This window comes from Microbacterium sp. NPDC089987 (genome assembly GCF_044748505.1).
Taxonomy (GTDB): Bacteria; Actinomycetota; Actinomycetes; order Actinomycetales; family Microbacteriaceae; genus Microbacterium.
In genome coordinates, this window is record NZ_JBIVGE010000002.1 from 807770 (window position 1) to 830709 (window position 22940).

Genomic DNA, 22940 nt, shown 5'->3' on the forward strand with positions numbered 1-22940 from the left:
TCACGGCTCCGTGATGTCGGTGTCGATGTCGGCTGGTGTGAGGCGGCGAGCCCGGTTCGGGTCGCCGTCGGGGAGAAGCAGCAGGGGACCGCTCGCGAGCGGGTCGGCGGGGGAGAGGGATGCCAGCAGGTCGAGCCCGTCGAGACCCGCGGCGCGCAGCGCCTCGATCTCCGTCTTGCGAAGGTCGACGGGAGCATCGCCGTTGCCCATGTCGGTGCCGTAGAGGATCTCTCCGCCAGCGGCGATGAAGCGACGCACGTTGTCGATCGCCAGGGCGAGCGTGTCGCCGTCATGGATGGCGAGGGTCGAGATCCAGGATGCGGATGCCGCTTGCGCTGCGATCTCGGCATCGCTCAGACGCTCGCTGAACGGGGCGTGCGCGAGGCGCGTGGCGCCCAGGCGCACCGCGCGCTGGGCCTGACCGGCTCCCTCCGCGTGTGCGACGACGGGCAGATGGTGCACAGCCGCCTGATGCACGACGGCGCGGAAGGCGTCGTCGTCGAGTACAGGTCCCGCGTCGCTGTGAGCGACGATCTTGATGAGCGAGACACCAGCCGCAGCGAGCTCATCGACCGTGCGCGCCGCGTGCTCGGCATCCGGGATCTCCCGCACCGAACCCGCCGGAGCCCACGCGCGATCCGACGGGTACCCGCCCGGTGCGGTCAGGAAGGGGCCGGCGTACCGGACGATGGGTCGGCGTCGCTCCCGAGAATCGGCGCTCACGGACTCGAGATCGGCCGCCGCCTCGTCGTCCGGGTCGGAATCTCCGAAGTCGTGATCCGATACCTCGGCGATCCATGCCGGGTCCGCGCCGAGGTCGACCACCCGCCCCAGTCGTGACTCGGCCAGCAGAGTCGTGTCGACCAGCTGGAGATGCACGTGGTGGTCGGTGAAGAGACCCGTGATCACGCCGTCCAGGCGCGGCGTCCCGGCAGGAGCCGGCCCTTCGACAAGCTCAGGGGCCCATCGCAGCTCAGGGGCCCAATGCAGATCAGGTGCGCCGTCGCGCAGCGTGAGGGTGCCCTCGCGCATCCCTTCGCCGTCGTAGAAGGTGACCGCCCGCATTCAGCGGCCGATCTCGGTGCGCACGCTGTACAGCTCGGGGAAGAAGGTGAGATCGAGCGCGCGCTGCAGGAAGCTCACGCCGCTCGAGCCGCCCGTGCCGACCTTCATGCCGATCGTGCGGGTGACGGTGCGCAGATGGCGGAAGCGCCAGAACTGGAAGTTGTCCTCGACGTCGACGAGCTCTTCGCACGCCTCGTAGAGATCCCAGTGCTCATGCGGGTTCTCGTAGATCTCGCGGATCGCCGCCACCAGCTCGGGGTGCTCGCGGTACGGCTGACGCACGTCGCGCTCGAGCACCGCTGCGGGGATCGGCAGGCCGCGCCGGGACGCGTAGCGGAGGAACTCGTCGTAGAGGGTGGGACGCTCCCACTCGGCGGTGAGCATCGCGAGATTCTCGGGATGGTCGCGGAACAGCCCGAGCATCCGCTCGTTCTTGTTGCCGAGGGCGAATTCGACCGCGCGGTACTGCACCGACTGGAACCCGGACGAGTTGCCGAGGTCACCGCGGAACTGCGCGTACTCGGTGGGTGTGAGGGTGGCGAGCACCGACCACTGCTGGGTCAGCACCTCCTGGATGTGCTTCACCCGGGCGATGTGCTTGAGCGCCGCGCGCAGATCATCGCCGGCCAGCCGGTCGCGGGCGGTGCCCAGCTCATGCTGCACGAGCTTGAGCCACAGCTCGGTCGTCTGGTGCTGGATGATGAACAGCATCTCGTCGTGATGCTCCGGACGGGAGACCGGATGCTGGGCGCTGAGCAGCCGGTCGAGGTCGAGGTACGAGCCGTACGTCATCCGGCCTCTGAGGTCGGTGACGATGCCCTCTTCGAGGGTGCGTTCATTGTCGGCGGTGGCCATGCTGGGAACGTATCAGTTTCGTGCCGGTCGTCACAATCATGAAATTGCCCGCTAGCACTGTGAAGGCGCGCTCGACAAGGGGCACCGGGTCAGCGGGAACGATCGAGGCGCAGCGGATATTCTTCCCAGCATGGGAGACAGCATCAGCTCACAGCGGTTCACTCGGCAGGATCGGGCACGGTTCCGGGAGCAGGTGCAGCGCGGGCTGGAGGCGCTCGAGCTCATGCTCGGCGACGGCTGGTTCGAGGAGGCATCGCAGCCCCAGCTGGGGATGGAGATCGAGCTGAACCTCGTCGACGGCGAGCGCAACCCGGCCATGACCAACGAGCAGGTGCTGGATGCCATCGCGAACCCGGCCTTCCAGACCGAGCTCGGGCGGTTCAACGTCGAGATCAACGTCGCCCCGCGACCGCTCGGCGACGACAGCCTCGCCGAGCTGGAGAAGGTGCTGAGCTCGGCGTTCGCCGCGGCAGACGAGCGCGCGCACAGCGCGGGCAGCGATCTGGCGATGATCGGCATGCTGCCCACTCTCGACGAGACGCACTTCACCGAGCGCTGGCTGTCGAGGGAACCGCGCTACAAGATGCTCGGGCAGCAGATCCTCGCCGCGCGCGGCGAGGACATCGAGCTGCGACTCGACGGGGTTCCCCTCACCGACACCTCGGACGCGGAAGACCTCGACATCATCTGCGACACGATCGTGCCCGAGGCCGCATGCACCTCGATGCAGCTGCACCTGCAGGTCAAGCCCGAGGAGTTCGCCGCGCACTGGAACGCCGCGCAGGCCATCGCCGGTGTGCAGGTGGCGCTGGCGGCGAACTCGCCGTTCTTCGCCGGCCGCGCGCTGTGGCATGAGACGCGAATCCCGATGTTCGAGCAGGCCACGGATACGCGTTCGCAGGAGCTGAAGAATCAGGGCGTGCGCCCACGCGTGTGGTTCGGCGAGCGCTGGATCACCTCGATCTTCGACCTCTTCGAGGAGAACTCACGGTACTTCCCTGCGCTGCTTCCGGAGAGCTCCGACCAGGACCCGCTGGAGACGCTGCGATCGGGCACCGCGCCCGACCTGAGCGAGCTGCGGATGCACAACGGCACGGTCTACCGCTGGAACCGTCCCATCTACGACACGCAGGACGGCGGCTGCCACCTGCGGCTCGAGAACCGGGTGCTGCCGGCCTCGCCGTCGATGGCGGATGCCCTGGCCGACACCGCGTTCTACTACGGGCTGCTGCACTCGCTCGCGCGCAGCGAGCGCCCGCTGTGGAGCCAGATGACCTTCGACGCGGCGCACGAGAATCTGCACGCCGCGGCGCGTCAGGGCATCGAGTCGCAGCTGTACTGGCCCGAGCTGGGCTGGGTCGGACCGCGCGAGCTGGTGCTGCGCCGACTGCTGCCGCTCGCCGAGGAGGGGCTCGAGGCCTACGGCGTCTCGACCGCGGCGCGCGAGAGGTATCTCGGGATCATCGAGCAGCGCTGTGTCACCGGCCGCAACGGCGCCACCTGGCAGCGGGCGAACGTCGCGGCCAGGGAAGCGGCGGGCGAGTCCCGGCCGCAGGCGCTGCGCGGGATGCTCGATGACTACCTGCAGCGCATGCACTCCGGCGAGCCCGTGCACACCTGGCAGCCCTGAGCCCGCCCCCCTGGGTCCTTGAGCTCGCCCCCCTGGGTCCTTGAGCTCGCCCCCTGGGTCCCTGAGCCTGCCGAAGGGCCGTCCCTGAGCTCACCCCCTGGGTCCCTGAGCCTGCCGAAGGGCCGTCCCCGAGCTCACCCCCCTGGGTCCCTGAGTCTGCCGAAGGGCCGTCCCAGCCCTTCGGTCCCTGAGCCCGCCCCCCTGGGTCCCTGAGCCTGCCGAAGGGCTACGCGAGGATCTCCGCCGTCGTCGCGAGGGTGATCTGCGGCGGGTAAAGGCCCATCACGTGCAGTGCGGCGGCGTGGTTCTCGGCCGACGATCCCGCGCAGGCGTCGGTGGCGACGGTGAGGTGCGCGCCGGCATCCGCCCCGGCCAGCGCTGTCGACAGCACGCAGCAGTCGGTCGAGACGCCGGCGAGCACGACATGCGCGCCGCGTCCGACGATCGTCTCGAGCTCGCCGCCCCACTTGCCGAAGGTCGGCAGGTCGAGGGTCGGCTGCGCTGACAGGCTCCCGGCCTCGGGTACGAGGTCGAACAGCTCGTCGGTCGGCGGCTGGTCGGCGAACGGCCAGGCCGTGAAGTACTCGCCCCACGATGTGGAACGGTCGGCGGTGGGCATCCACCTGGTCACCAGCACTCGCTCGCCGAACCGCTCGGCGAGCCGCGCGATGTTCTCCATCGCCCCAGCGAAGAACGGCGAACCCCACTCCGACTCCGGCGAGGCGAAGATGTTCTGCGGGTCGATGACGACCAGCCACTCGTCGCTCACGCCTGCTCCTGCCGGCGGATCCGCCCGGCGCGGGCGAACCAGGTGACGACGAACGAGAGCACCAGGGCGACGAAGACGCCGAGGTTCGCGTACGCCCACTCGCCGTCCTTGCCGCCGATGAGCGGCAGCAGGTAGCCCTGCCAGTTGTTCCACGCGGCGTCATCGGCGAAGAGATTCACGACCAGGCCCCAGCCGATGATCGACGTGACGATCATGGTGCCGATCGAGGTCCAGTCCCACGCGCCGTAGCGTCCGGTCGGGTCGAACAGCGCGGCCTCGTCGTAGTCGCGTCGGCGGCGCAGGATGTCGGCGATGAGGATGCCGGCCCAGGATGCCAGGGGAACGCCGAGCGTGATGAGGAACGACTGGAACGGGCCGAGGAAGCCCTGATCGCCGAAGACCACGAGGATCGTCACGACCGTGAGGATGACGCCGTCGATGCCGGCGGCGGCCGGCCGCGGGATCCGGATGCCCAGGCTGAGCAGCGTGAGGCCGGAGGAGTAGATGCCGAGCACCGCGCCCGAGACGAGGGCGAGCACGGCCGTCAGCAGGAACGTCACGAGCACCCAGATCGGCAGGATGCTGGCGAGGGCGCCGATCGGGTCGTTCCCGACGGCATCCATGAGCTTCTCGTCTGAGCCGGCGAGCAGCAGGCCGAAGACCACGAGGATCACGGGGGCGATCGCCCCGCCGAACGTGTTCCAGAACACGATCGCGCCGTCGGATGCCGTGCGCTTCTGGTAGCGGGACCAGTCGGCGGCGATGTTGATCCAGCCCAGTCCGAACCCGGTCATGACCATCACCAGCGCGCCGATCACCTGCGCCGCACTGCCGCTCGGCCGCGTGAGCACCGCGCCGAGGTCGATGCTCGGGGCGGCGAGGATCACGTAGAGGATCGTGACGACGCCGGTGACCCAGGTGAGCACCGACTGCAGCTTCATGATCGTGTGATACCCGAGCACCGAGGCCGTGACGATCAGGGCCGCGACGATGATGGTGGCGATGATCTTCAGGGTGACGCTGTCGCCGTCCCCGCCGAGTCGAGTGATGACGGTGGCGGTGGCGAGCACGGCCATGATCGCGAGGAACGTCTCCCAGCCGATCGAGGTGAGCCACGAGACGATGCCGGGCACCTTCTGCCCGTGCACGCCGAACGCCGCGCGCGAGAGCACCATGGTCGGCGTCGACCCGCGCTTGCCGGCGATGGCGATGAGTCCGCAGAGCAGGAACGACACGACGATGCCGATGATCGAGACGACCGTCGCCTGATAGAACGAGATTCCGAAGCCGAGCACGAACGAGCCGTACGACATGCCGAAAACCGAGACGTTGGCGGCGAACCAGGGCCAGAAGAGGTCGCGCGGCTTCGCCGTGCGCTGGGATTCGGGGATGATCTCGATGCCCGCTCGCTCGATGAGCGCGGGCGACGTGATGTCGGTCATGCCCTCATCCTGGCACCGCAGTCCGCATTGCGGGGCGAAGCGACCCTGGTCAGCGTCCGAGCAGCTCGGAGATGGCGGAGATCGCCCCGTCGGCGACGCGGAAGTACGCCCACGTGCCGCGCTTCTCGCGCTCGAGGAACCCGGCTGAGACGAGCACCCGCAGGTGATGCGAGACGGTCGGCTGGCTCAGTCCGAGCGGTTCCGTCAGATCGCACACGCAGGCCTCGCCGTCGGCGTGGGCGGAGATCATCGAGATCAGCCGGAGACGGGCGGGGTCGGCGAGCGCCTTCAGGGACTGGGCCAGCGACTCCGCGTTCTCGACGGAGATCGGCGCCCGCGTCAGCGGCGCGCAGCAGGAGCGCAGATCGCGCAGCGGGATGAGCTCTGAGGTGGGCACGGTTCGATTCTGTCCGACATATTGACGTTGGTCAATATATGCGTCACGATCGCAGGGTGAGATATCGATGAACGTCGATGAAGGGAGGTGCGAGATGGACGACTGCTGCGAGATCCTCGACGACGGAACGTGCGTTGCGGACTGCTGCTGACACGTCGACCACCATGCGCTGCGGGCCGGCCTCCTCCGGCCGGCCCGCGGCGACGGTCAGTGCTCGAGTGAGTGGATCAGTCCCTCGATGCGGCGGCGGATCTCGTCGCGGATCGGGCGTACAGCCTCGATCGACTGCCCGGCCGGGTCATCGAGCTCCCAGTCCTCGTAGCGCTTGCCGGGGAAGATGGGGCAGGCGTCCCCGCATCCCATCGTGACGACGACGTCGGCCTGCTTCACCGAGTCGACGGTGAGCAGCTTCGGCTCGCCGGCGCCGATGTCGATGCCGACCTCGGCCATCGCGTCGACGGCGACGGGGTTCACGGCATCCTTCGGCGCAGAGCCGGCGGAGCGCACGTCGATCCGGTCGCCGGCGAGGTGCTGCAGAAAGCCCGCAGCCATCCGAGAGCGGCCTGCGTTGTGCACGCAGACGAACAGGACGGTCGGTCGCTCGGTCATGCGGGTGCCTCTCAGCCGGCGAAGAACGCGCGTGCGACGCGCGACAGGTCGTAGAGATCGCTCACGCCGGCGAGTTCGCGGGCGGAGTGCATCGACAGGATCGGGATGCCGACATCGACCGTCCTGATGCCCAGCCGGGTCGCCGTGATCGGGCCGATCGTCGATCCGCACGGAACGGCGTTGTTCGACACGAACTCCTGCGAGCGGATGCCGGCCGTCTCGCACCAGCCGGCCCACGCGGCGGATCCCACGGCGTCGGTGGCGTATCGCTGGTTGGCGTTGATCTTGAGGATCGGGCCGGAACCGAGCACCGGCTGCACGACCGGGTCATGTCTGTGCGGGTAGTTCGGGTGCACCGAATGCCCGACATCGCTCGACAGGTGCCACGACGCGGCGAACGCGCGACGCTGGTCGCTGGCGTCGGCGCCGAGCGACGCGTGCACGCGCACGAGCACGTCTTCGAGGAACGGGCCGGCAGCGCCCGAGCGCGACTGGGAGCCGAGTTCCTCGTGGTCGAAGGCGGCGAGCACCGGGATCGTCCCGTCGGCAGTGCTGGCGGCCTCGATCAGCGCGATCACTCCCGCGTGCACCGAGGCCAGGTCGTCGAGGCGACCCGAGGCGAAGAACGCGTCGTCCTTGCCGAACACGGCGCCGCGAGCGGCATCCGCGACCACGGCGTCGAACCCGCGGATGTCGGCCGCATCGACACCGGCTGATGCCGCGAGCTCGGCGAGGATGTCGGCGGACTCGGCGTCGCCCAGGCCCCACACCGGCTGGGTGCCGGTCTGCTTGTCGAGCGCGAGACCGTCGTTCACACCGCGGTCGAGGTGGATCGCGAGCTGCGGCAGCCGCAGCAGCGGGCCGGTCGCCGCGAGCACGATGCGGCCGTCGGCGAGCGCGAGGCGCCCGGCGAGGCGCAGCTCGCGGTCGAGCCACGAGTTCAGCAGGGGCCCGCCGTAGACCTCGACGGCCGCTTGCAGCCAGCCGCGCGAGCCGGTGGTCGGCTTCGGCTTGAGCTTGAAGCCGGGCGAGTCGGTGTGCGCACCCAGCACGTGCACGGGCGTGGTCGCTGCAGCATCCGCGGGAACAGCCCAGGCGATCGCCGCACCATCGCGCACGACGACGAACCGGCCGCCTGCCTGCGCGGGCCATTCCGCGGTCTCGTCGAGGCGGATGAACCCGGCCTCTTCGAGGCGACGCGCGACCTCTTCGGCGGCGTGGTAGCTCGACGGCGAGGCGGCGACGAAATCGGCGAGATCGGCGGCATGCGTGTGGGCGGGGGAGACGGCAGGCATGATCACGAGCCTAATCCGCCTGCTCCGTCACGGCCCGCGCGGGGCCGGCGCGGGGCCGGCGCCGGGGGAGCGGTTAGGGTGGTCTCGGATGTCCGGTATCGCCATCGCTCTCGCGCTCGCCGCAGCGGTCGTCCACGCGGCATGGAACATCATCGCGCACGACGTGAGTCGGGCAGGCGCCGCGTTCCTCTGGTGGGGTGCGGTTGCGAGCACGGTGATCTGGGCAGGTGTCATTCCGTTCACCGGCGGGCTCGGCACCGACGATCTGGCGGAAATCGCCCTCGGCATCGGGGTCTCCGGTGTGCTGCACGTCATCTATATGACCGTGCTCCAGCGCGGGTACCGCGCGGGCAACCTGTCCACCGTGTATGCCACTGCGCGCGGCACCGGGCCGTTCCTCTCCGTGATCATCGCGATGCTGCTGCTCGGAGAGCGTCTGGAGCTCGCCGCGCTCGCGGGTGTGCTGCTCGTCATCGCGGGAGTGGTCGCGATCGGACTGGTCGACAGGCGGCCCTCGTCGGAGAGAACAGGCCTCGACCCGGCGATCGTCTTCGGGCTGCTGACCGGTGCGGCCATCGCGGCGTACACGATCTGGGACGCCTTCGCGCTGCGGAACTGGCACCTCTCGCCCGTCGCCTTCATGGTCGGAACGGCGGCTGCGGAGATCCCCTTCTTCACCGTCGCCGTCTCGGTCGGGCGCGGATGGCACGCCGTCGGCGCGCTCTGGAAAGTGCAGTGGCGGCGCATCCTGGCTTTCGGGCTGCTCTCGCCGCTCGCCTACATCCTCGTGCTGCAGGCCATCACGATGGCACCGGTCGCGCTGATCGCACCGCTGCGCGAGGTGAGCGTGGTGCTGGTGAGCCTGTTCGGCGCGTTCGTGCTGCGCGAATCGCGGCCGGCGTGGCGGGTCGCGGCGTCGGTCGTGGTGGTCGCCGGGGTCGTGCTGATCGCGGTGTGAGTGCGCTGCTTCTCGGCGAGCGGTCAGCCGCCGACGGCGCGGAGGTACTGGCCGTCGGCCGAGATGCCGGAGCCCGCGACGGTGAACCGCACGACGTCACCGAGGTAGCGGTCCTGCGACGCCTCGAAGACACGGCCGTCGGCATCGCGCGAGACGCGGCTCAGCCGCAGCAGCGGGGTGGCGACGGGCACGCGCAGCAGCCGGGCATCCTGCTCGTCCGCGGCCATCGCGTCGATCTCGTGCTGCAGCCCGACGATCGGATGCCCGTGCTCGGTCAGATACTCGGTGATCGACACCGCATCGGTGTCGACCTGGAAGAGCAGGCGGCCGACCTGCTCGGTGTAGTTCAGATGCTCGACCATGGCCGGTCGGCCATCGAGCATCCGCAGCCGCAGCACACTCACTATCTGCTCGTCGGGCGAGACGCCGAGGGAGTCGGCGAGTTCGGCCGCGCGGCGCAGCGAGACCTGCTGCGTGTGGGCTCCTGGCTCCACCCCCAGATCACGGGCCCAGCGGGTGAACGGCACCGACATGTCGACCGCCTGCGTCACCTTCTTCGAGACCACCCGAGCCGGGCGTCCCCGTGTCGTCTCCACAAGTCCTTCCGCCCGCAGGGCCGCGAGGGCATTGCGGACAGGGCCGCGTGAGGTCTGCCATCGCTCGGCGAGCTCGGCTTCGGTCGGCACGTCATCGCCGGGGCGCAGAAGTCCCGACGCGATCCGCTCGCGCAGATCGTCGGCGATGTCGATGTACACAGCGTGGGGCACATAGGCATATTACTTGCGCAGGTCTCGCGCGCGCGGCCGGTTTCTTCGATGCTCACCCGGGCGAACCTTTGGTGAACGAGCGGCGAACACTGTCGAGATAGGTACATTTCTCGGCATCCGGCCTGTCAGAGTCTCTGTCGGACACCTCCCCGACACCCCTGAAAGGTCCTCATGAAGCTTCGCGCTCTTCCCGTTCTCGCCGGTGCCGCCCTGCTGGCGCTCGGCCTCGCCGCATGCTCCGGCTCCGCCGGCGCGGCGCCCGGCAGCGGCGCGCCCGCCGACGAGACCAGCGGATACGCGGTCGACGAGAACACCCTCGTCTTCGGCGTCGTGCCCGACTCGGTGGACACCGAGACCAACTATCAGCCGCTCATGGACTACATCGCCGAGAAGACCGGCAAGTCTGTCGAGTACCACGAGTCGACCGACTACGCCGCGCTCATCGAGGCCGCCATCGCCGGCAAGGTCGACGTCGCCTCGTTCTCGGGCTTCACCTACGTCACCGCCACGAACAACGGCGCGAAGCTCACCCCGATCTCCTCGATCGTCACGAAGGAGGGCCAGGAGCCGGGCTACTACTCGCAGGCCATCGCGCCCAAGGACTCCGACGTCGAGACCATCGCGGACTTCGCCGGCAAGAAGGTCTGCTTCGTCGACCCGTCGTCGACGTCGGGCTACCTCTTCCCGTCATACAACCTGCTCGATGCCGGCATCGACCCCGAGAAGGACATCACGCCGGTGTTCGCCGGCAAGCACGACGTCAGCGTCACCAAGACCGGCGAGGCCAAGGAATGCGAGGTGGGCTTCGCCGAAGACAGCGAGGTCGCCAAGTCCGACAGGGTGAAGGTCGTCGCCGAGACCATGGTTCCGGGCGCGCCGCTCGTCTACAGCGAGACCCTTCCCGAAGAGGTCCGCGCGGTGCTGGTCGACTCGCTCGCTGAGGTCACGATCGACGACATCATCGCCGCCGGCATCGACAGCGCCGACTCCGACGCGTTCCGCTCGGTGTTCTACGCCACCAAGCCGGTCGATGACGAGTACTACGACCTGATCCGCGACATCTGCAAGAAGACGAACGCGACCCAGTGCCAGTCCTGACCGACGAGCGCCGCGCGAAGCGCGTTGCGCACGTCGGAACGGTCATCGAGCGACGCGGCGTAGCCGCGGAGTCGAGATGCGGGGGCGTCACGTTCTCACGTGGCGCCCCCACCCCACGCCAGCACGAAGAGAGATCACCATGACTGAACCCGTCGTCCGCATCGAGGCGCTCACGAAGCGCTTCGACTCGACCACCGCGCTGTCCGACGTCGACCTCACCGTGAGCCGCGGCGAGATCGTCGTGCTGCTCGGCCTCTCCGGCTCGGGGAAATCGACGCTGCTGCGTCACGTCGACGCTCTCGAGACCCCGACCAGCGGCAGCATTCACGTGCTCGGCGAGAACGTGTCGGCACTGCGCGGCGGCGCCCTGCGCACCCTGCGCAGCCGCGTTGGCTTCATCTTCCAGCAGTTCGAGCTGGTCGGCTCGCTCACCGTGCTCGAGAACGTGCTGGCCGGCGCGCTGGCAGGTCTCCGCGGCCCCCGTCTCGGACTGTTCACCTACTCCCGCGCGCACAAGCTGCGCGCCCTCGGCCACCTCGATCGCGTCGGCCTGCTCGATCGCGCCTACCAGCGCGCCGACACCCTCTCGGGCGGCCAGCAGCAGCGCGTCGCGATCGCCCGCGCCCTCATGCAGAACCCCGAGGTGCTGCTCGCCGACGAGCCCGTCGCCTCGCTCGACCCGGAGTCGAGCTCGCAGGTCATGGCGCTGATCCGCCAGATCGCCGCCGACGACGGGCTGACCGTGCTGTGCAGCCTGCACCAGGTCGATCTCGCGATCGACTGGGCCGACCGCATCGTCGGCCTGCGCCATGGCGAGGTCGTGCTCGACACCACGACCTCGGGCCTCGACAAGGCCCAGGTCATGGAGATATACGGCCGCGTCGCCACCAGCACCGCAGAGATCCGGGCGCTCGAGACCGAGCTGCGGGTCGTGGAGCCCGTGGCATGAGCTCCGTTCTCGACAGGGCAGGCAGCCCCTCGGCAGGTCCGGATGCCCGGGGCCGGGCGGCAGCGGAGGCGGATCTGCTCGTGCGCGCCCCGCGACGACGGACCAGCCCCGAGCGTATCTGCGCCGCACTGACGCTCGTCGCCATCACGGTGATCGCCGTGGTGTCGCTGATCGACCTGAACATCAGCCTCGCCGGCATCGCCGACAGCCTCGGCAACGCGCAGAACTTCTTCACCCGCGTGGGCGGTCTGCGCTTCCCGGAGCCCGCCGAGCTGCTCGAACTCACCGTGCTCACCGTCGGTCTCGTGCTCACCGGCACCCTGCTGGCGGCTGCGCTCTCGGTGCCGATCGCGTACCTCGCTGCCGCCAACACCACCCCGCACCACACGCTGCGCGGAATCGCACGCTTCATCGGCGTCTTCACCCGTGCGCTTCCCGACGTGGTGCTGGCGATGGTGTTCGTGCTGATGTTCTCGCTGGGCACGCTGCCCGGCATCCTCGCCATCGGCATCCACTCGATCGGCATGATCTCGAAGATGTTCGCCGACGCGATCGAGCAGATCGACGAGGGCCCCCGTCTCGCCATCCGCGCAGCGGGCGGCACGCGCTCGCAGGAGTTCTTCGCCGGAGTGCTGCCCCAGGTGCTGCCCAGCTGGGTGGCCACCGTGCTGCACCGCAACGACATCAACCTGCGCGGCTCGGTCGTGCTCGGATACGTGGGCGTCGCGGGCCTGGGCCTGGAGATGTCGCACGCGTTCAAGTCGCTGAACTACGGCCTCGGTCTCGGGTACGCCCTCGTCATCTTCCTGCTCTGCGTCGCGATGGAGATCATCTCGAGCGTCGTTCGAGTGGCGATGCTGGGGGAGGAGGATGCCGGGAGGGGCGTCTTCGTGAAGCTGTTCTCACGTGGTTCGATCCTTCGACAGGCTCAGGAACCCAAAAGGGGGCACCGATTTGGGACCGTCGAGCAGGCGCTGCGGCGGCCGTGGACGGCAGCGCGCGTGCGCAGCACCGCCGCCGGCTGGATCGCCGTGCTCGTGGTCATCGCCTCGGTCGTCGTGAGCGAGATCGTGTGGAGCGACCTCCTCACCTTCTGGGCTCGCATCCCCGAGGTCGCCGCCCAGTTCTGGCCCCCGAGCTTCGGAAGCTACGGCTTCGAGGTGATCGGCGCCGCCATGCTCGACACGATCCGCATCGCGCTGGCCGCCACCCTGATCACCCTCGTGCTCTCGCTCGTGATCGGATCGCTCGCCGCCCGCAACGTGGCGCCGAACCGTGCAACCCACCGCGGCTTCCGGCTGCTGCTGGTGATCGTCCGCGGCATCCCCGAGCTGATCCTCGCGATCGTGCTGATCATCATCACCGGCCTCGGCCCCCAGGCGGGAGCCATCGCGCTCGCCTTCGGCGGCGTCGGTCTGCTCGGCAAGCTCATCGCCGACTCCTTCGAGGAGGTGCCGCGCGGGCCCGAGCGCGCACTGCTCGCCACGGGCGCGACGCGCCTGCAGATGTACGCCGCGGCGACGTTCCCGCAGGGTTCGCGTGCGCTCATCGGGCACACCTTCTACATGCTCGACACGAACGTGCGCGCAGCCACCCTGCTCGGCATCGTCGGCGGTGGCGGGGTCGGCTACTACCTGCTCAATGCGGGTCAGGGTTCGAACTACCCGCTGGTGGCCAGCATCGTCATCATGATCCTGGTCACCGTGCTCGTCGTCGAAGGCCTCGCGATGTGGATGCGGAAGGTGTTCCGATGAGCGCGGCACACGCTGATGTCGTGGTCGTCGGCTCCGGCATCGTCGGTCTGGGCGCGGCCTACGCGGCGGTGCGGCGTGGACTGCGCGTGATCGTCGTAGACCGCACCGAGACCCCGGTCGGCTCGAGCATCCGCAACTTCGGTCACCTCTGCATCGGCGCGCAGACGGGTGAGGCGAGACGGTATGCCGACATCGCTCGCGAGCACTGGCTGCGACTGGCGACCGATGCCGGATTCCGGCTCCGCGAATCCGGCACCCTCATCGCCGCCCGCCATGACGACGAGCTCGCGCTGCTCGCGGCCGCCGCCGACGACGTCCGAGACGACATACGGCTGCTGGATGCCGATGACGTGCTGCACCGTGCGCCGCTGCGCGCCGACGCGGTGCGCGGGGGAGCGCTGATCGCACCCGACCTGCAGGTCGATCCCCGCGAGGTCGTACCCGCGCTCGTGCGCCACCTGGCATCCCTCGGGGTCGTATTCCGGTTCCGCACCGCGGTGACCGGCGTCGTCACCGGCCGCGTCGAGACGACGCGCGGCACCATCCGCACCGGACACGTCATCGTCGCCGTCAACCATGACATCGATCAGCTGATGCCCGAGCTCGCCGAGAGGGCCGGGATCGTCCGGTGCGCGCTCGACATGATGCGCGTCGCGGCCGACCTGCCAACCCGGCTCGACGCGCCGCTGCTGACCGGCTGGTCGCTCGTGCGGTACGGCCGATTCGCGGCGCTCGAGGAGGCCGCGGCGGTGCGCACGCGGCTGCATGCCGATCGCCCTGACCTCGCCGCTCTCGACCTGAACCAGATGTACACCCAGCTGCCTGACGGCACGCTGATCCTCGGCGACTCGCACGCCAAGGCCGTGCAGCCTTCGCCGTTCCAGCCGGAGGCCGCGTTCGATGCGTTCGTCGACGAGGCGATCGCGCTGTTCCAGACCGACGGGTTCCGCGTGCTCGAGCGCTGGCAGGGCGTGTACGCCGCAGGGCCGCGGGAGTTCCTGCGCGAGACCCCAGCCGAGGGCGTCACCGTGATCGCGGCGACCACCGGCATCGGCATGACCTGCGGTCTCGGCCTCGCCGAATCGGCGATCGCCGACGCCCTCACCACCACATCCACGACACCCGCCACGGAGGCACTCTCATGACCAGCATCGAACTCGTCGTCCTCGACATGGCCGGCACCACCGTCCGCGACGACGGCGTCGTCGAGCAGGCGTTCCAGCGCGCCGCCGAGCGAACCGGAGTCGCCCACCGGATGCCCTGGGATGACGCCCTGCAGTACGTGCGCGACACGATGGGCCAGTCGAAGATCGAGGTGTTCACCCACCTCTCCGGCGGCGACCGCGCGGCCGCCGAGCGCGCGACGGCTGCGTTCGAAGGCGCCTACGACGAGATCGTCGCCGAGCAGGGCGCCGAGGAGATCCCCGGTGCGCGCGAGGCGATCGAGCAGCTCAAGGCCGACGGCATCCGCGTCGCCCTCACCACCGGGTTCGCACCCGTCACGCGCGATGCGCTGCTGGATGCGCTCGGCTGGCACGACCTCGTCGACGTCGCTCTGTCGCCGATCGACGCCGGCCGCGGGCGCCCGCATCCCGATCTCGTGCTGTCGGCGCTGATGCGCACGGGCACTTCGTCGGTGCAGGCCGTCGCCGTCGCCGGCGACACCGTCAGCGACGTGCGCTCGGGCCTGCGCGCCGGTGCCGGCTTCGTCGCTGGAGTGCTCACCGGCGCTCATGATGAGGCCGCGATCCTCGATGCGGGAGCGCATGCCGCCCTGCCGAGCATCGTCGATCTGCGGGCTGCGTTGGCCGCTCGCGAGCTGCTCGCACCCACCGCGGCGCGCTGAATGGGCGCGCCGACCGCTCGGCTGCTGACGCGCCGACCTGACTCGCCGGACGGCAGCCGCACCGACATCGTGCTGCGCCCCTCGGCCCTCGCGATGGTGTTCGTCGGTGAGGGGCATCCGCACGAGACCATCGCCGTGCCGGGTGTGGCTCTCGCCGACGACGACGTGCTCATTGCGGTCGAGCTGTCGACGATCTGCGGCTCCGACGTGCACACCGTTCGCGGACGCCGATCCGCCCCGGCGCCGCTCGTACTCGGGCATGAGAGCGTCGGACGAGTGATCGGGCTGGGCAAGGCGGGCGCGGATGCGGAAGACGGCACGCCGCTGCGCATCGGCGACCGCGTGGTGTGGTCCGTCACCGTCTCGTGCGGGGAGTGCGACCGCTGCACCGCCGGTCTCAAGCAGAAGTGCAGGCACCTGGGCAAATACGGGCACGAACGCGTCGCCCCGCATCGCGAGCTGACCGGCGGCTTCGCCAGCCATGTGCAGCTGCGCGGCGGCACGGCCATCGTGCGCGCGCCCGAGACGCTGCCCGCCGCGACTCTCGCCCCCGCCTCGTGCGCGACCGCCACCGCGCTCGCGGCGGTACGCCGAGGCGCGGCGGGCCGTGACCTCGACGGTGTGCGCGTGCGCGTGTACGGCGCAGGCCTGGTCGGGCTGTCCGCGGCGGCGATCGCCGCCTCGCAGGGGGCTATCGTCGATGTCGTCGACCCGCACCCGGACCGGCGGCGCCTCGCGGAGCGCTTCGGGGCCCAACCGGATGCCCTCGCCGCTGAGCCCCGGATCGTGATCGAGGCATCGGGGCGAGCAGTCGCCGATGCGATCGGCGCGGTCGCCGTGGGCGGCGCGGTGGTGCTGATCGGCAGCGTCTTCCCGGCCGATCCCGTGCCGCTCGATGCGGAGTCGATCGTGCGTCGGATGGTGACGATCACCGGCGTGCACAACTACACGGGTTCCGAGCTCGCCGCGGCTGTCGACTTCCTCGCCGGACCGGGGCGGGCGCTCCCGTTCGCCGAGATGGTCGGCACCGTGCATCCGCTCGCCGACCTCGACCACGCGATCGCGCTCGCCGCTGCGCCGGACGCCGCTCCGCGCATCGGACTCGTCGCCCGCTGAGCGGCATCCGGCCCGACGTCAGGCGGCCGGCAGCGGGTACCGTCGTCGCAGCACCCATCGCTGGGCGAGCGTCCACGTGACGGTCACCACGAGATAGATGGCCGCGGCCAGGGGAACGAACACCGCGAATACCGCCGTCAGGTAGTGCAGCGCGTTCATCACGCCGAGCATGCCGGGCGTCGCCAGCGGGCCTTCCGTCGGCACCTGCGGACGGAACACGCGACGGGTGACATCGGCGACGATCATGATCACGGCGAGCACCACGGCCCAGACGAGGGCGGTGGGCGCCTCGAGGCCCGCACCGACCGCCGTGAGCAGCGACTCGCCGAGTGGGGCCCCGAGCAGGTCGTGGGCGAGCAGGGCGTTCGGGTGCCCCGCGATCTCCGGGCGCAGGAACAGCGTGTACAGCACGCCTACGACAGCCGCCTGCACCGCGAGCGGCAGGCAGCCCGCCAGCGGTGATGCCTGCTCGTCGCGGTACAGGGCCATCGTCTCGCGCTGCAGCCTTTCGCGATCCTTCCCGTAGCGCTGCTGCAGGGCCCGCAGCCGAGGGGCGAGTCGCGCGCGCAGCTGCTCGGCTCTGGCCTGCGAGACGCCGACGGGTATGAGCACTGCTCGTACCGCCAGGGTGATGAGCACGACCGCGAGCGCGGCGGCAGCGGAACCGGCGAGCGGTTGGAGAGAGACGGAGAGCGTGAGCAGCGCGGAATAGGCGGCGTCGAGAAGAAGGGTCAGTGGAGGAATGGCGAAGATGTCCATGAGCGTCCGTTCGCAGAGAGGGTGGGGTCGGCCGGAGGCCACGAGACCCGCCCCTCAGCGAGTGCAGAGGACGGATCAGGCGGCGGCCGCAGCCCCGGGCGCTCGCGGACGAGGGTGCCCGTCGGCATCCGGATCGCTCTGCGCGAGCAGCGTGGACACGTCGATGGCACGTCGTGGATGCGGCGCAGACCTCGCGCCGAAGCGCGGTGTCAGCAGCGCGAGCGCGATCGCGAGCACGGTCGCGGCGACGAGGATCGCGGCGATGCCGAGCATCCCACCGCCCATCAGCGCATCGGGAAGGGGCATGGCGCCGAGCGCCACGAGCAGCGTGCGCAGCAGCATCCCGATCGCGTCGACCATGCGCCCCTCCTTTGTGCCCGACGCTACCAGTCGCCGGATCGTCGCGGACAGACGAAGGGCGAGAGGACTGTCGTCCCCTCGCCCTTCGCACCCTCCGGGGGCTCAGCCGTCCCTGACCTCGAGGTCCCCGTGCTGCTCATCGGAGTCGCTGTCGGAGTACTCGGGCCGGGCGGGCTGCGGCGGCTGGTCGTCCAGCTCACCGCCTTCACGGCCACCGAACGGGCGGCCGTGGTCTGCGAACTCCTCGCGGCCGAAGACGAGGATCCAGTCGGCGACGGTGAAGCGCGCCCCGGTGCGCAGGATCTCACTGCGATCTCCGGCGATGCCGTCGGACGGGTTGGCGTTCATCAGACCGTCGCCATGCAACGTCAGGACGTACTCGTCGCGCTCGTCATGCACGATCGTCGCGTGCACCGCATCTGCGCCGGCGATGACGAGCGAGCACTCCGCGCCCGAGCCGATCGTGGTGCGTTCCTCGGTCAGCTCCAGGCGGCCGCGCTCGCCCTCCGGGGTCGTGATGCGAAGATGCGGTTCGCCCGCGCCCCGCTCGGCGTGAGTGGTGGTGGGCTGCTCGCCGTCGGAGTTCGCGAGCTGGTCGATCTGATCCTCGACAGCGGGTGCGCTGTGCGCGGGCGTCGTGCCGGTCGTCGGGTCGGTCATGTGGTCCTCCTGTGTGGGGGTGGGTCGGGCGGCGGATGCCGGCGGGCGGCGTCAGCGGGGGATGACTCCCGTCTCGATCAGGTGCTTCCGACGGTAGACAGCCGGGTTCGCGGCGGTAATGGGGTTGACAGGCCGCCGGCGGCTCGTCAACCCCGTTCTCTTCCCGGTGTGCGGTCGCCAGCATCCGAAGTGGGGATGGCCTGATGAGAAGGAGGAGCGGATGTCGCAGCAGCACGAGTCGAGGCAGGACGCCTTCGGCCCACGGGTCATGTTCTGGATGTGGATGGGCGCGATCGTCGTCGGCTTCGCCGCGATGTTCGTCGTGGTCGGGAGCGGGCGATGAGCATGAAGAGGTTTCTTCGCGACAACGGGCTGAGCCTGTTCTTCTTCGCGCTGTTCGCCCTCGCGCTGCTCGGGCAGTCGATCGCGGGGCTGCTGCGCACCAACCAGGAGCTGCAGGCACACGGGCAGGCTCTCGAGACCTATCTCTCGTTCGTGTTCTCGAGCGACTTCGTCGTCGACGTCGCCGAGAACTGGCAGAGCGAGTTCCTGCAGTTCCTGCTCTTCATCGCAGCCACCGTGTGGCTCGTGCAGCGGGGCTCACCGGAATCGAAGAAGCCCGGCGACGAGGGCGTCGACACCGACGAGAATCAGATGGTCGGGGTCTACGCGCCGGCCGACGGGCCTCGCTGGGCGCGTGTCGCGGGCTGGCGGCGGACGGTGTACGAGAACTCGCTGGTGCTCGTGATGGGCGCGATCTTCCTGCTCTCGTGGCTGATGCAGTCCCTGAGCGGCGTCGTCGTGATGAACGAGGACAACGCGCGGCACGGAGAAGCGCCGATGTCGTGGGGCCAGTACGTCATGTCACCGGAGTTCTGGGATCGCACGCTGCAGAACTGGCAGAGCGAGTTCCTCGCGGTGGGCTCGATGGTCGCGTTCTCGATCTTCCTGCGCCAGCGCGGGTCGTCGGAGTCGAAGCCGGTCGGCCTCCCGCATGCGACGTCGGCACAGGAGTCGGAGTGACCACGCGCGCCGTGGGGCGGCTCAGCTTCGGCCTTGCAGGTGCTCCGGCAGCATCTTGAGACCCCCGCTGGTGTTGGCGGAGTTCGCCAGCGCGGTGATCCACTCGGCGCTGAGCTCCGGCGGCTCCGGCGCTTCGAAGACGAACTGCAGCGGAATCGACGGATGCAGCCAGATGGTCGTGCGCCCTGTCGGCTCATCCACGGGATGCTGCCAGGACAGGGTGAACGATTCATTGCGGCGCAGCTTCATCGCGATCACGACCTTGAGGTGAGCGAGCGCCCGATCCTCGATCTCGATGGGTACGGTATTGCCGCCGTAGAAGAGCAGGCCCATCTGACTAAGCTATCCCCAGGCGATCGGCAGACGCCAGAGTTCGGATGTCGGAGAGGTTCACTTCCTTGGGAAAGTTCGTTTATGAGGGCTCGGTCAAGACCGAGATCGAGGACCGCGCCCTGACCCACCTGCAGCTCGTGATCACGGCGAAGCTGCGCCGCGGTGAGCCGTTCCCGTTCAGCTGGCGCGAGGACGCGAGCGTCGGCGGCGGACGCACGACCGTGTGGGTGCAGCCCAGCAGCTCGCTGGTGTTCAAGTACTTCGGCAGCCGTCAGCCGGCCATCAACCGCGCCTGGATCGAGGCCCTCGCCTATACGGCGAACACGCCGACCGGCCTGCACATGGTGCCCGAGCCGCCGGACGACCCGAACGCCGGCCTCGAGGGCTGATCGCCCAGGCCTTGCACGGCCCTGACGCCAGGGTCAACCCCGTGCGACGGCATCCGCCGTCTGTCTAATCTGCTGTCCTCCGACGAGAGGACCGCAGACGATGACGCGCATCGGATTCCACGCCTCCCATGAGCAGCACGCCCCGGGCAGGCTTCTCCGAGACATCACGCATGCGGAGCGCATCGGATTCGATGAAGCGATGTGCTCCGACCATCTGGCGCCGTGGTTGACAGCACAGGGACATTCGGGCCACGCCTGGTCATGGCTCGGTGCGGCGCTCGCCCTCACGAGCTTCCCGATCGGTCTGGTCACCGCGCCGGGCCAGCGCTACCACCCTGTCATCACGGCCCAGGCGCTCGCCACACTGGCCGACATGTTCCCGCGCCGGGTGTGGGCAGCGCTCGGCAGCGGCGAGGCGCTCAACGAGCACATCACCGGCGACGAGTGGCCGCCCAAAGAGCAGCGAGACGAGAGGCTGCACGCCGCGGCAGACGTGATGCGGCGCCTCCTGGCCGGCGAACAGGTGGATGCAGAAGGTCCGGTGCGCGTGCACGAGGCGAAGCTCTGGTCGCTGCCGGAGACGCCGCCGCCGCTGCTCGCCGCGGGCATCAGCACCAGGACGGCGGAGCAGGTCGCGGCCTGGGCCGACGGTCTGATCACCGTCGGCGCCGATCCGGAGGCGACGTCGCAGACGCGAACGGCGTATCGGGATGCCGGAGGCCGAGGCGACGCGCTGCTGCAGATCCACATCAGCCTCGAGGACACCGACGAGCAGGCCCTGGCCGCAGCGCGCGAGCAGTGGGCGCAGGCGACGGTGCCGCCCCAGTTGATGTGGGAGCTGAACCACCCGGAGCAGTTCGAGGCGCACGCCGATCCCACCGACGAGAAGCTCCGAGCCGCCGTGGTCGTGGGGTCCGACGCGGCCGATGTCGCAGATCGGATCGCCGCCGTGGCATCCGGCTTCGACCGCGTCTTCCTGCACCAGGTCGGTCGTGACCAGCGCGCGTTCCTCGACCGCTGCGAGCGGGAGCTGCTGCCGCTGCTGCGGGAGCGGCTGTGAACGGGGCCGACGCAGAGCCCCTCGCCTCGACGACGTCACGTCAGTGGCCGCGCGCCTCTCATCGAGGGGAGCGCGGCCACTGTGCAGCTCGAGGCGGTCAGCGACTCGGCTGACACCAGGTGCCGTCGCTCACTGAGCGGTCTCCTCGTGCACTTCGCCGGAGGGGCCCTCGGTGCGCAGGTCGGTCGGTGCGTCACCCGAGTGAAGCTGCTCGTCGCCCTCGGCGAGGTCGCCCTGACCGTCCTCGCCCAGCTCGGCGTCGAGCGGCTCGTCCCCCTGCGAGTCGGGCTGCAGATCCGGTCGCCCGGCGACCGCGGCATCCGCCGCCGGAACCTCCGAGGTGGAGTCGTCGTCGGGAGTCATGGAATCGCTGCTCATCATGCAGTCCTTTCGTCGTGGACGTTCAGCCTGCGTGATCCGGGACGGTCCTCGCACGCCCCTTGACAGCATCCGGCCCCGCCCGCCTCGCGCGTGCGCCGGGCTTCCCGAACTGTCAACCCCCTGGCCGCACGGCTCGCTCCGGGGGAGAGTGAGCACACTGGCACACGTGCCGGCACTCCCCACCCAACTTCAGATAGGCGCACGATGAGCGACAACACCCCAGATCCTCGCCACCAGCACCACGATGAGAAGTTCCCTGCTCAGCAGCAGACCCAGCCGGGCCTGACCGAGGAGACCGGGCCCACGCCCGATCACGGAGAGTCGTCGTACCAGGGTCACGACCGGCTCGCCGGGCGACGCGCGCTCATCACCGGAGGCGACTCCGGCATCGGCCGCGCGGTGGCCATCGCCTTCGCCCGCGAAGGTGCGGACGTCGCGATCGTGCACCTGCCGGAGGAGCAGAAGGATGCCGACGACACGATCGCGAAGGTGACCGACGCCGGTCGCCAGGGTCTAAGCATCGCCGGCGACCTGCGCGACGAGCAGTTCGCGGAGGAGGCCGTGACCCGTGCCCGCGAGACGATGGGCGGCCTCGACATCGTGGTGCTCAACGCGGCGTACCAGCACGACATCGAGGGCTTCGAGTCGCTGAAGACCGACGAGATGCGCCGCGTGTTCGACACCAACATCCTCGGCACTCTGTTCACCGCGCGTGCGGCTTACCCGCACCTCGAGGAGGGCGCGAGCATCATCGTGACCGCCTCCATCCAGGCCTACGACCCGTCACCGGGTCTCATCGACTACGCCATGACGAAGGCCGCCCAGGTGGCTTTCGTGAAGGCGCTCGCAGCAGAGGCGGGGGAACGCGGCATCCGCGTGAACGCCGTAGCACCGGGGCCCATCTGGACCCCGCTCATCCCGGCCACCGGCTGGGACGACACGAAGGTCGAGGAGTTCGGCAGCGACACTCCACTGGGCAGGGCCGGCCAGCCGGCCGAGCTCGCCGGAGCGTACGTCTACCTGGCTGCAGCCGAGTCTTCGTACACCTCGGGCACGGTGCTCGCGGTAACAGGAGGTAAGGCGCTATGACTGTCATGCTCGACGACCCCATACCAGCCACCCCTCACGGGGACTGGGAGCTCACACCGCTCGGTCGCAACAGCTGGCGTATCTGCGACCCGGCGCGTCGTCACGCCGACGCGGACTGCCTGATCGCGTATGTCGACCGCTCGCCGACCGGCGTGCTCGACGTGCTCTGGCTGCGCACGCCGTGCCCGCGGACGACGCGGTTCCGCGGCTTCAAGCAGCTGTTCGAGGCGCTCGACCTGGCTGTCGCGAACGCCTCGAACCGCGCGCAGAAGCCGTCGCCGATCCCCGGGCGGCCGCCGCTGCGGAGCGTCAGGAGAGAGTGAAACACGCGGGCAG

Annotated in this window: 27 protein-coding genes; 14 read left to right on the forward strand and 13 right to left on the reverse strand. The window is 69.7% G+C overall.

Features of this window, described 5'->3' with window-relative positions; genetic code table 11:
• Both ACIPV2_RS11500 and kynA read right to left on the reverse strand, forming a co-directional pair.
• The gene (locus ACIPV2_RS11500; protein WP_400841367.1) at positions 1-1065 is read right to left on the reverse strand and encodes a hydrolase; all 1065 of its coding nucleotides are present in this window, start codon (positions 1063-1065) and stop codon (positions 1-3) included.
• Entirely contained in the window at positions 1066-1920 is an 855-nt protein-coding gene (gene kynA, locus ACIPV2_RS11505) for a tryptophan 2,3-dioxygenase (RefSeq protein WP_400841369.1), read from the reverse strand.
• A gap of 130 nt (positions 1921-2050) precedes the next feature.
• On the opposite strand from kynA, the gene ACIPV2_RS11510 reads away from it, so the two are divergent.
• Complete coding sequence (locus ACIPV2_RS11510; protein WP_400841371.1) at positions 2051-3550, forward strand: glutamate-cysteine ligase family protein; 1500 nt, start codon at positions 2051-2053, stop codon at positions 3548-3550.
• Positions 3551-3776: 226 nt separating this feature from the next.
• Here the strand turns inward: ACIPV2_RS11510 and ACIPV2_RS11515 are convergent, their stop codons facing one another.
• The 5 genes from ACIPV2_RS11515 to ACIPV2_RS11535 form a co-directional block, all read right to left on the reverse strand.
• Complete coding sequence (locus ACIPV2_RS11515) at positions 3777-4319, reverse strand: cysteine hydrolase family protein (protein WP_400841374.1); 543 nt, start codon at positions 4317-4319, stop codon at positions 3777-3779.
• Complete coding sequence (locus tag ACIPV2_RS11520) at positions 4316-5761, reverse strand: purine-cytosine permease family protein (RefSeq protein WP_400841376.1); 1446 nt, start codon at positions 5759-5761, stop codon at positions 4316-4318. The genes ACIPV2_RS11515 and ACIPV2_RS11520 overlap by 4 nt, the downstream gene beginning before the upstream one ends.
• Before the next feature lie 49 nt (positions 5762-5810).
• On the reverse strand, positions 5811-6158 hold the full coding sequence (locus ACIPV2_RS11525) for an ArsR/SmtB family transcription factor (RefSeq protein ID WP_400841378.1): 348 nt from the start codon (positions 6156-6158) through the stop codon (positions 5811-5813).
• A 207-nt stretch (positions 6159-6365) separates the two neighbouring features.
• Positions 6366-6767, reverse strand: coding sequence for an arsenate reductase ArsC (locus ACIPV2_RS11530; protein WP_400841380.1), 402 nt, complete (start codon positions 6765-6767; stop codon positions 6366-6368).
• Between the two features lie 11 nt (positions 6768-6778).
• Positions 6779-8062, reverse strand: coding sequence for a M18 family aminopeptidase (locus ACIPV2_RS11535; protein WP_400841382.1), 1284 nt, complete (start codon positions 8060-8062; stop codon positions 6779-6781).
• Positions 8063-8150: 88 nt separating this feature from the next.
• Between ACIPV2_RS11535 and ACIPV2_RS11540 the strand changes: the two genes are divergently transcribed.
• The gene (locus tag ACIPV2_RS11540) at positions 8151-9020 is read left to right on the forward strand and encodes an EamA family transporter (protein ID WP_400841385.1); all 870 of its coding nucleotides are present in this window, start codon (positions 8151-8153) and stop codon (positions 9018-9020) included.
• Positions 9021-9043: 23 nt separating this feature from the next.
• On the opposite strand, the gene ACIPV2_RS11545 is transcribed toward ACIPV2_RS11540, so the two are convergent.
• On the reverse strand, positions 9044-9787 hold the full coding sequence (locus ACIPV2_RS11545; protein WP_400841387.1) for a GntR family transcriptional regulator: 744 nt from the start codon (positions 9785-9787) through the stop codon (positions 9044-9046).
• Between the two features lie 171 nt (positions 9788-9958).
• On the opposite strand from ACIPV2_RS11545, the gene ACIPV2_RS11550 reads away from it, so the two are divergent.
• The 6 genes from ACIPV2_RS11550 (at position 9959) to ACIPV2_RS11575 (ending at position 16550) form a co-directional block, all read left to right on the forward strand.
• On the forward strand, positions 9959-10885 hold the full coding sequence (locus ACIPV2_RS11550; protein ID WP_400841389.1) for a phosphate/phosphite/phosphonate ABC transporter substrate-binding protein: 927 nt from the start codon (positions 9959-9961) through the stop codon (positions 10883-10885).
• Between the two features lie 139 nt (positions 10886-11024).
• Positions 11025-11834, forward strand: coding sequence for a phosphonate ABC transporter ATP-binding protein (phnC, locus tag ACIPV2_RS11555; protein ID WP_400841392.1), 810 nt, complete (start codon positions 11025-11027; stop codon positions 11832-11834).
• Entirely contained in the window at positions 11831-13588 is a 1758-nt protein-coding gene (locus ACIPV2_RS11560) for a PhnE/PtxC family ABC transporter permease (RefSeq protein ID WP_400841394.1), read from the forward strand. The genes phnC and ACIPV2_RS11560 overlap by 4 nt, the downstream gene beginning before the upstream one ends.
• Positions 13585-14733, forward strand: a complete 1149-nt coding sequence (locus tag ACIPV2_RS11565; RefSeq protein ID WP_400841396.1) for a TIGR03364 family FAD-dependent oxidoreductase — start codon at positions 13585-13587, stop codon at positions 14731-14733. The genes ACIPV2_RS11560 and ACIPV2_RS11565 overlap by 4 nt, the downstream gene beginning before the upstream one ends.
• Positions 14730-15434 carry a phosphonatase-like hydrolase gene (locus ACIPV2_RS11570; RefSeq protein WP_400841398.1) on the forward strand — a complete coding sequence of 235 codons (705 nt, stop codon included), beginning with the start codon at positions 14730-14732 and terminating at the stop codon, positions 15432-15434. The genes ACIPV2_RS11565 and ACIPV2_RS11570 overlap by 4 nt, the downstream gene beginning before the upstream one ends.
• A complete protein-coding gene (locus ACIPV2_RS11575; RefSeq protein WP_400841400.1) occupies positions 15435-16550 on the forward strand; it encodes an alcohol dehydrogenase catalytic domain-containing protein in 1116 nt (371 codons plus the stop codon).
• Positions 16551-16568: 18 nt separating this feature from the next.
• Here ACIPV2_RS11575 and ACIPV2_RS11580 read toward each other — a convergent pair whose 3' ends face one another.
• From ACIPV2_RS11580 to ACIPV2_RS11590, 3 genes are all read right to left on the reverse strand, one after another.
• Positions 16569-17309 carry a YidC/Oxa1 family membrane protein insertase gene (locus ACIPV2_RS11580; protein WP_400841402.1) on the reverse strand — a complete coding sequence of 247 codons (741 nt, stop codon included), beginning with the start codon at positions 17307-17309 and terminating at the stop codon, positions 16569-16571.
• 75 nt (positions 17310-17384) lie between these two features.
• The gene (locus tag ACIPV2_RS11585) at positions 17385-17669 is read right to left on the reverse strand and encodes a DUF6412 domain-containing protein (RefSeq protein ID WP_400841404.1); all 285 of its coding nucleotides are present in this window, start codon (positions 17667-17669) and stop codon (positions 17385-17387) included.
• Positions 17670-17771: 102 nt separating this feature from the next.
• Positions 17772-18329 carry an FHA domain-containing protein gene (locus ACIPV2_RS11590; protein WP_400841406.1) on the reverse strand — a complete coding sequence of 186 codons (558 nt, stop codon included), beginning with the start codon at positions 18327-18329 and terminating at the stop codon, positions 17772-17774.
• Positions 18330-18549: 220 nt separating this feature from the next.
• Between ACIPV2_RS11590 and ACIPV2_RS11595 the strand changes: the two genes are divergently transcribed.
• Positions 18550-18672 carry a hypothetical protein gene (locus ACIPV2_RS11595; protein WP_400841408.1) on the forward strand — a complete coding sequence of 41 codons (123 nt, stop codon included), beginning with the start codon at positions 18550-18552 and terminating at the stop codon, positions 18670-18672.
• Between the two features lie 2 nt (positions 18673-18674).
• Positions 18675-19352 carry a DUF6766 family protein gene (locus ACIPV2_RS11600; protein WP_400841410.1) on the forward strand — a complete coding sequence of 226 codons (678 nt, stop codon included), beginning with the start codon at positions 18675-18677 and terminating at the stop codon, positions 19350-19352.
• A 21-nt stretch (positions 19353-19373) separates the two neighbouring features.
• Here the strand turns inward: ACIPV2_RS11600 and ACIPV2_RS11605 are convergent, their stop codons facing one another.
• Entirely contained in the window at positions 19374-19685 is a 312-nt protein-coding gene (locus ACIPV2_RS11605; RefSeq protein ID WP_101188418.1) for a hypothetical protein, read from the reverse strand.
• A gap of 65 nt (positions 19686-19750) precedes the next feature.
• Here ACIPV2_RS11605 and ACIPV2_RS11610 point away from each other — a divergent pair, with 65 nt between their 5' ends.
• Positions 19751-20074: an ATP-dependent DNA ligase gene (locus tag ACIPV2_RS11610; protein ID WP_101188419.1), complete on the forward strand. Its 324-nt coding sequence runs from the start codon at positions 19751-19753 to the stop codon at positions 20072-20074.
• Between the two features lie 100 nt (positions 20075-20174).
• Positions 20175-21134 carry a TIGR03885 family FMN-dependent LLM class oxidoreductase gene (locus tag ACIPV2_RS11615; protein WP_400841412.1) on the forward strand — a complete coding sequence of 320 codons (960 nt, stop codon included), beginning with the start codon at positions 20175-20177 and terminating at the stop codon, positions 21132-21134.
• A 129-nt stretch (positions 21135-21263) separates the two neighbouring features.
• Here the strand turns inward: ACIPV2_RS11615 and ACIPV2_RS11620 are convergent, their stop codons facing one another.
• Positions 21264-21512 (reverse strand): hypothetical protein, encoded by a 249-nt coding sequence (locus ACIPV2_RS11620; protein WP_157823584.1) that lies wholly within the window; start codon positions 21510-21512, stop codon positions 21264-21266.
• 207 nt (positions 21513-21719) lie between these two features.
• On the opposite strand from ACIPV2_RS11620, the gene ACIPV2_RS11625 reads away from it, so the two are divergent.
• On the forward strand, positions 21720-22604 hold the full coding sequence (locus tag ACIPV2_RS11625) for an SDR family oxidoreductase (protein WP_400841413.1): 885 nt from the start codon (positions 21720-21722) through the stop codon (positions 22602-22604).
• Positions 22601-22927, forward strand: coding sequence for a hypothetical protein (locus tag ACIPV2_RS11630; RefSeq protein ID WP_400841415.1), 327 nt, complete (start codon positions 22601-22603; stop codon positions 22925-22927). Before ACIPV2_RS11625 ends, ACIPV2_RS11630 begins: the two co-directional genes overlap by 4 nt.
• Positions 22928-22940: the final 13 nt, after the last annotated feature.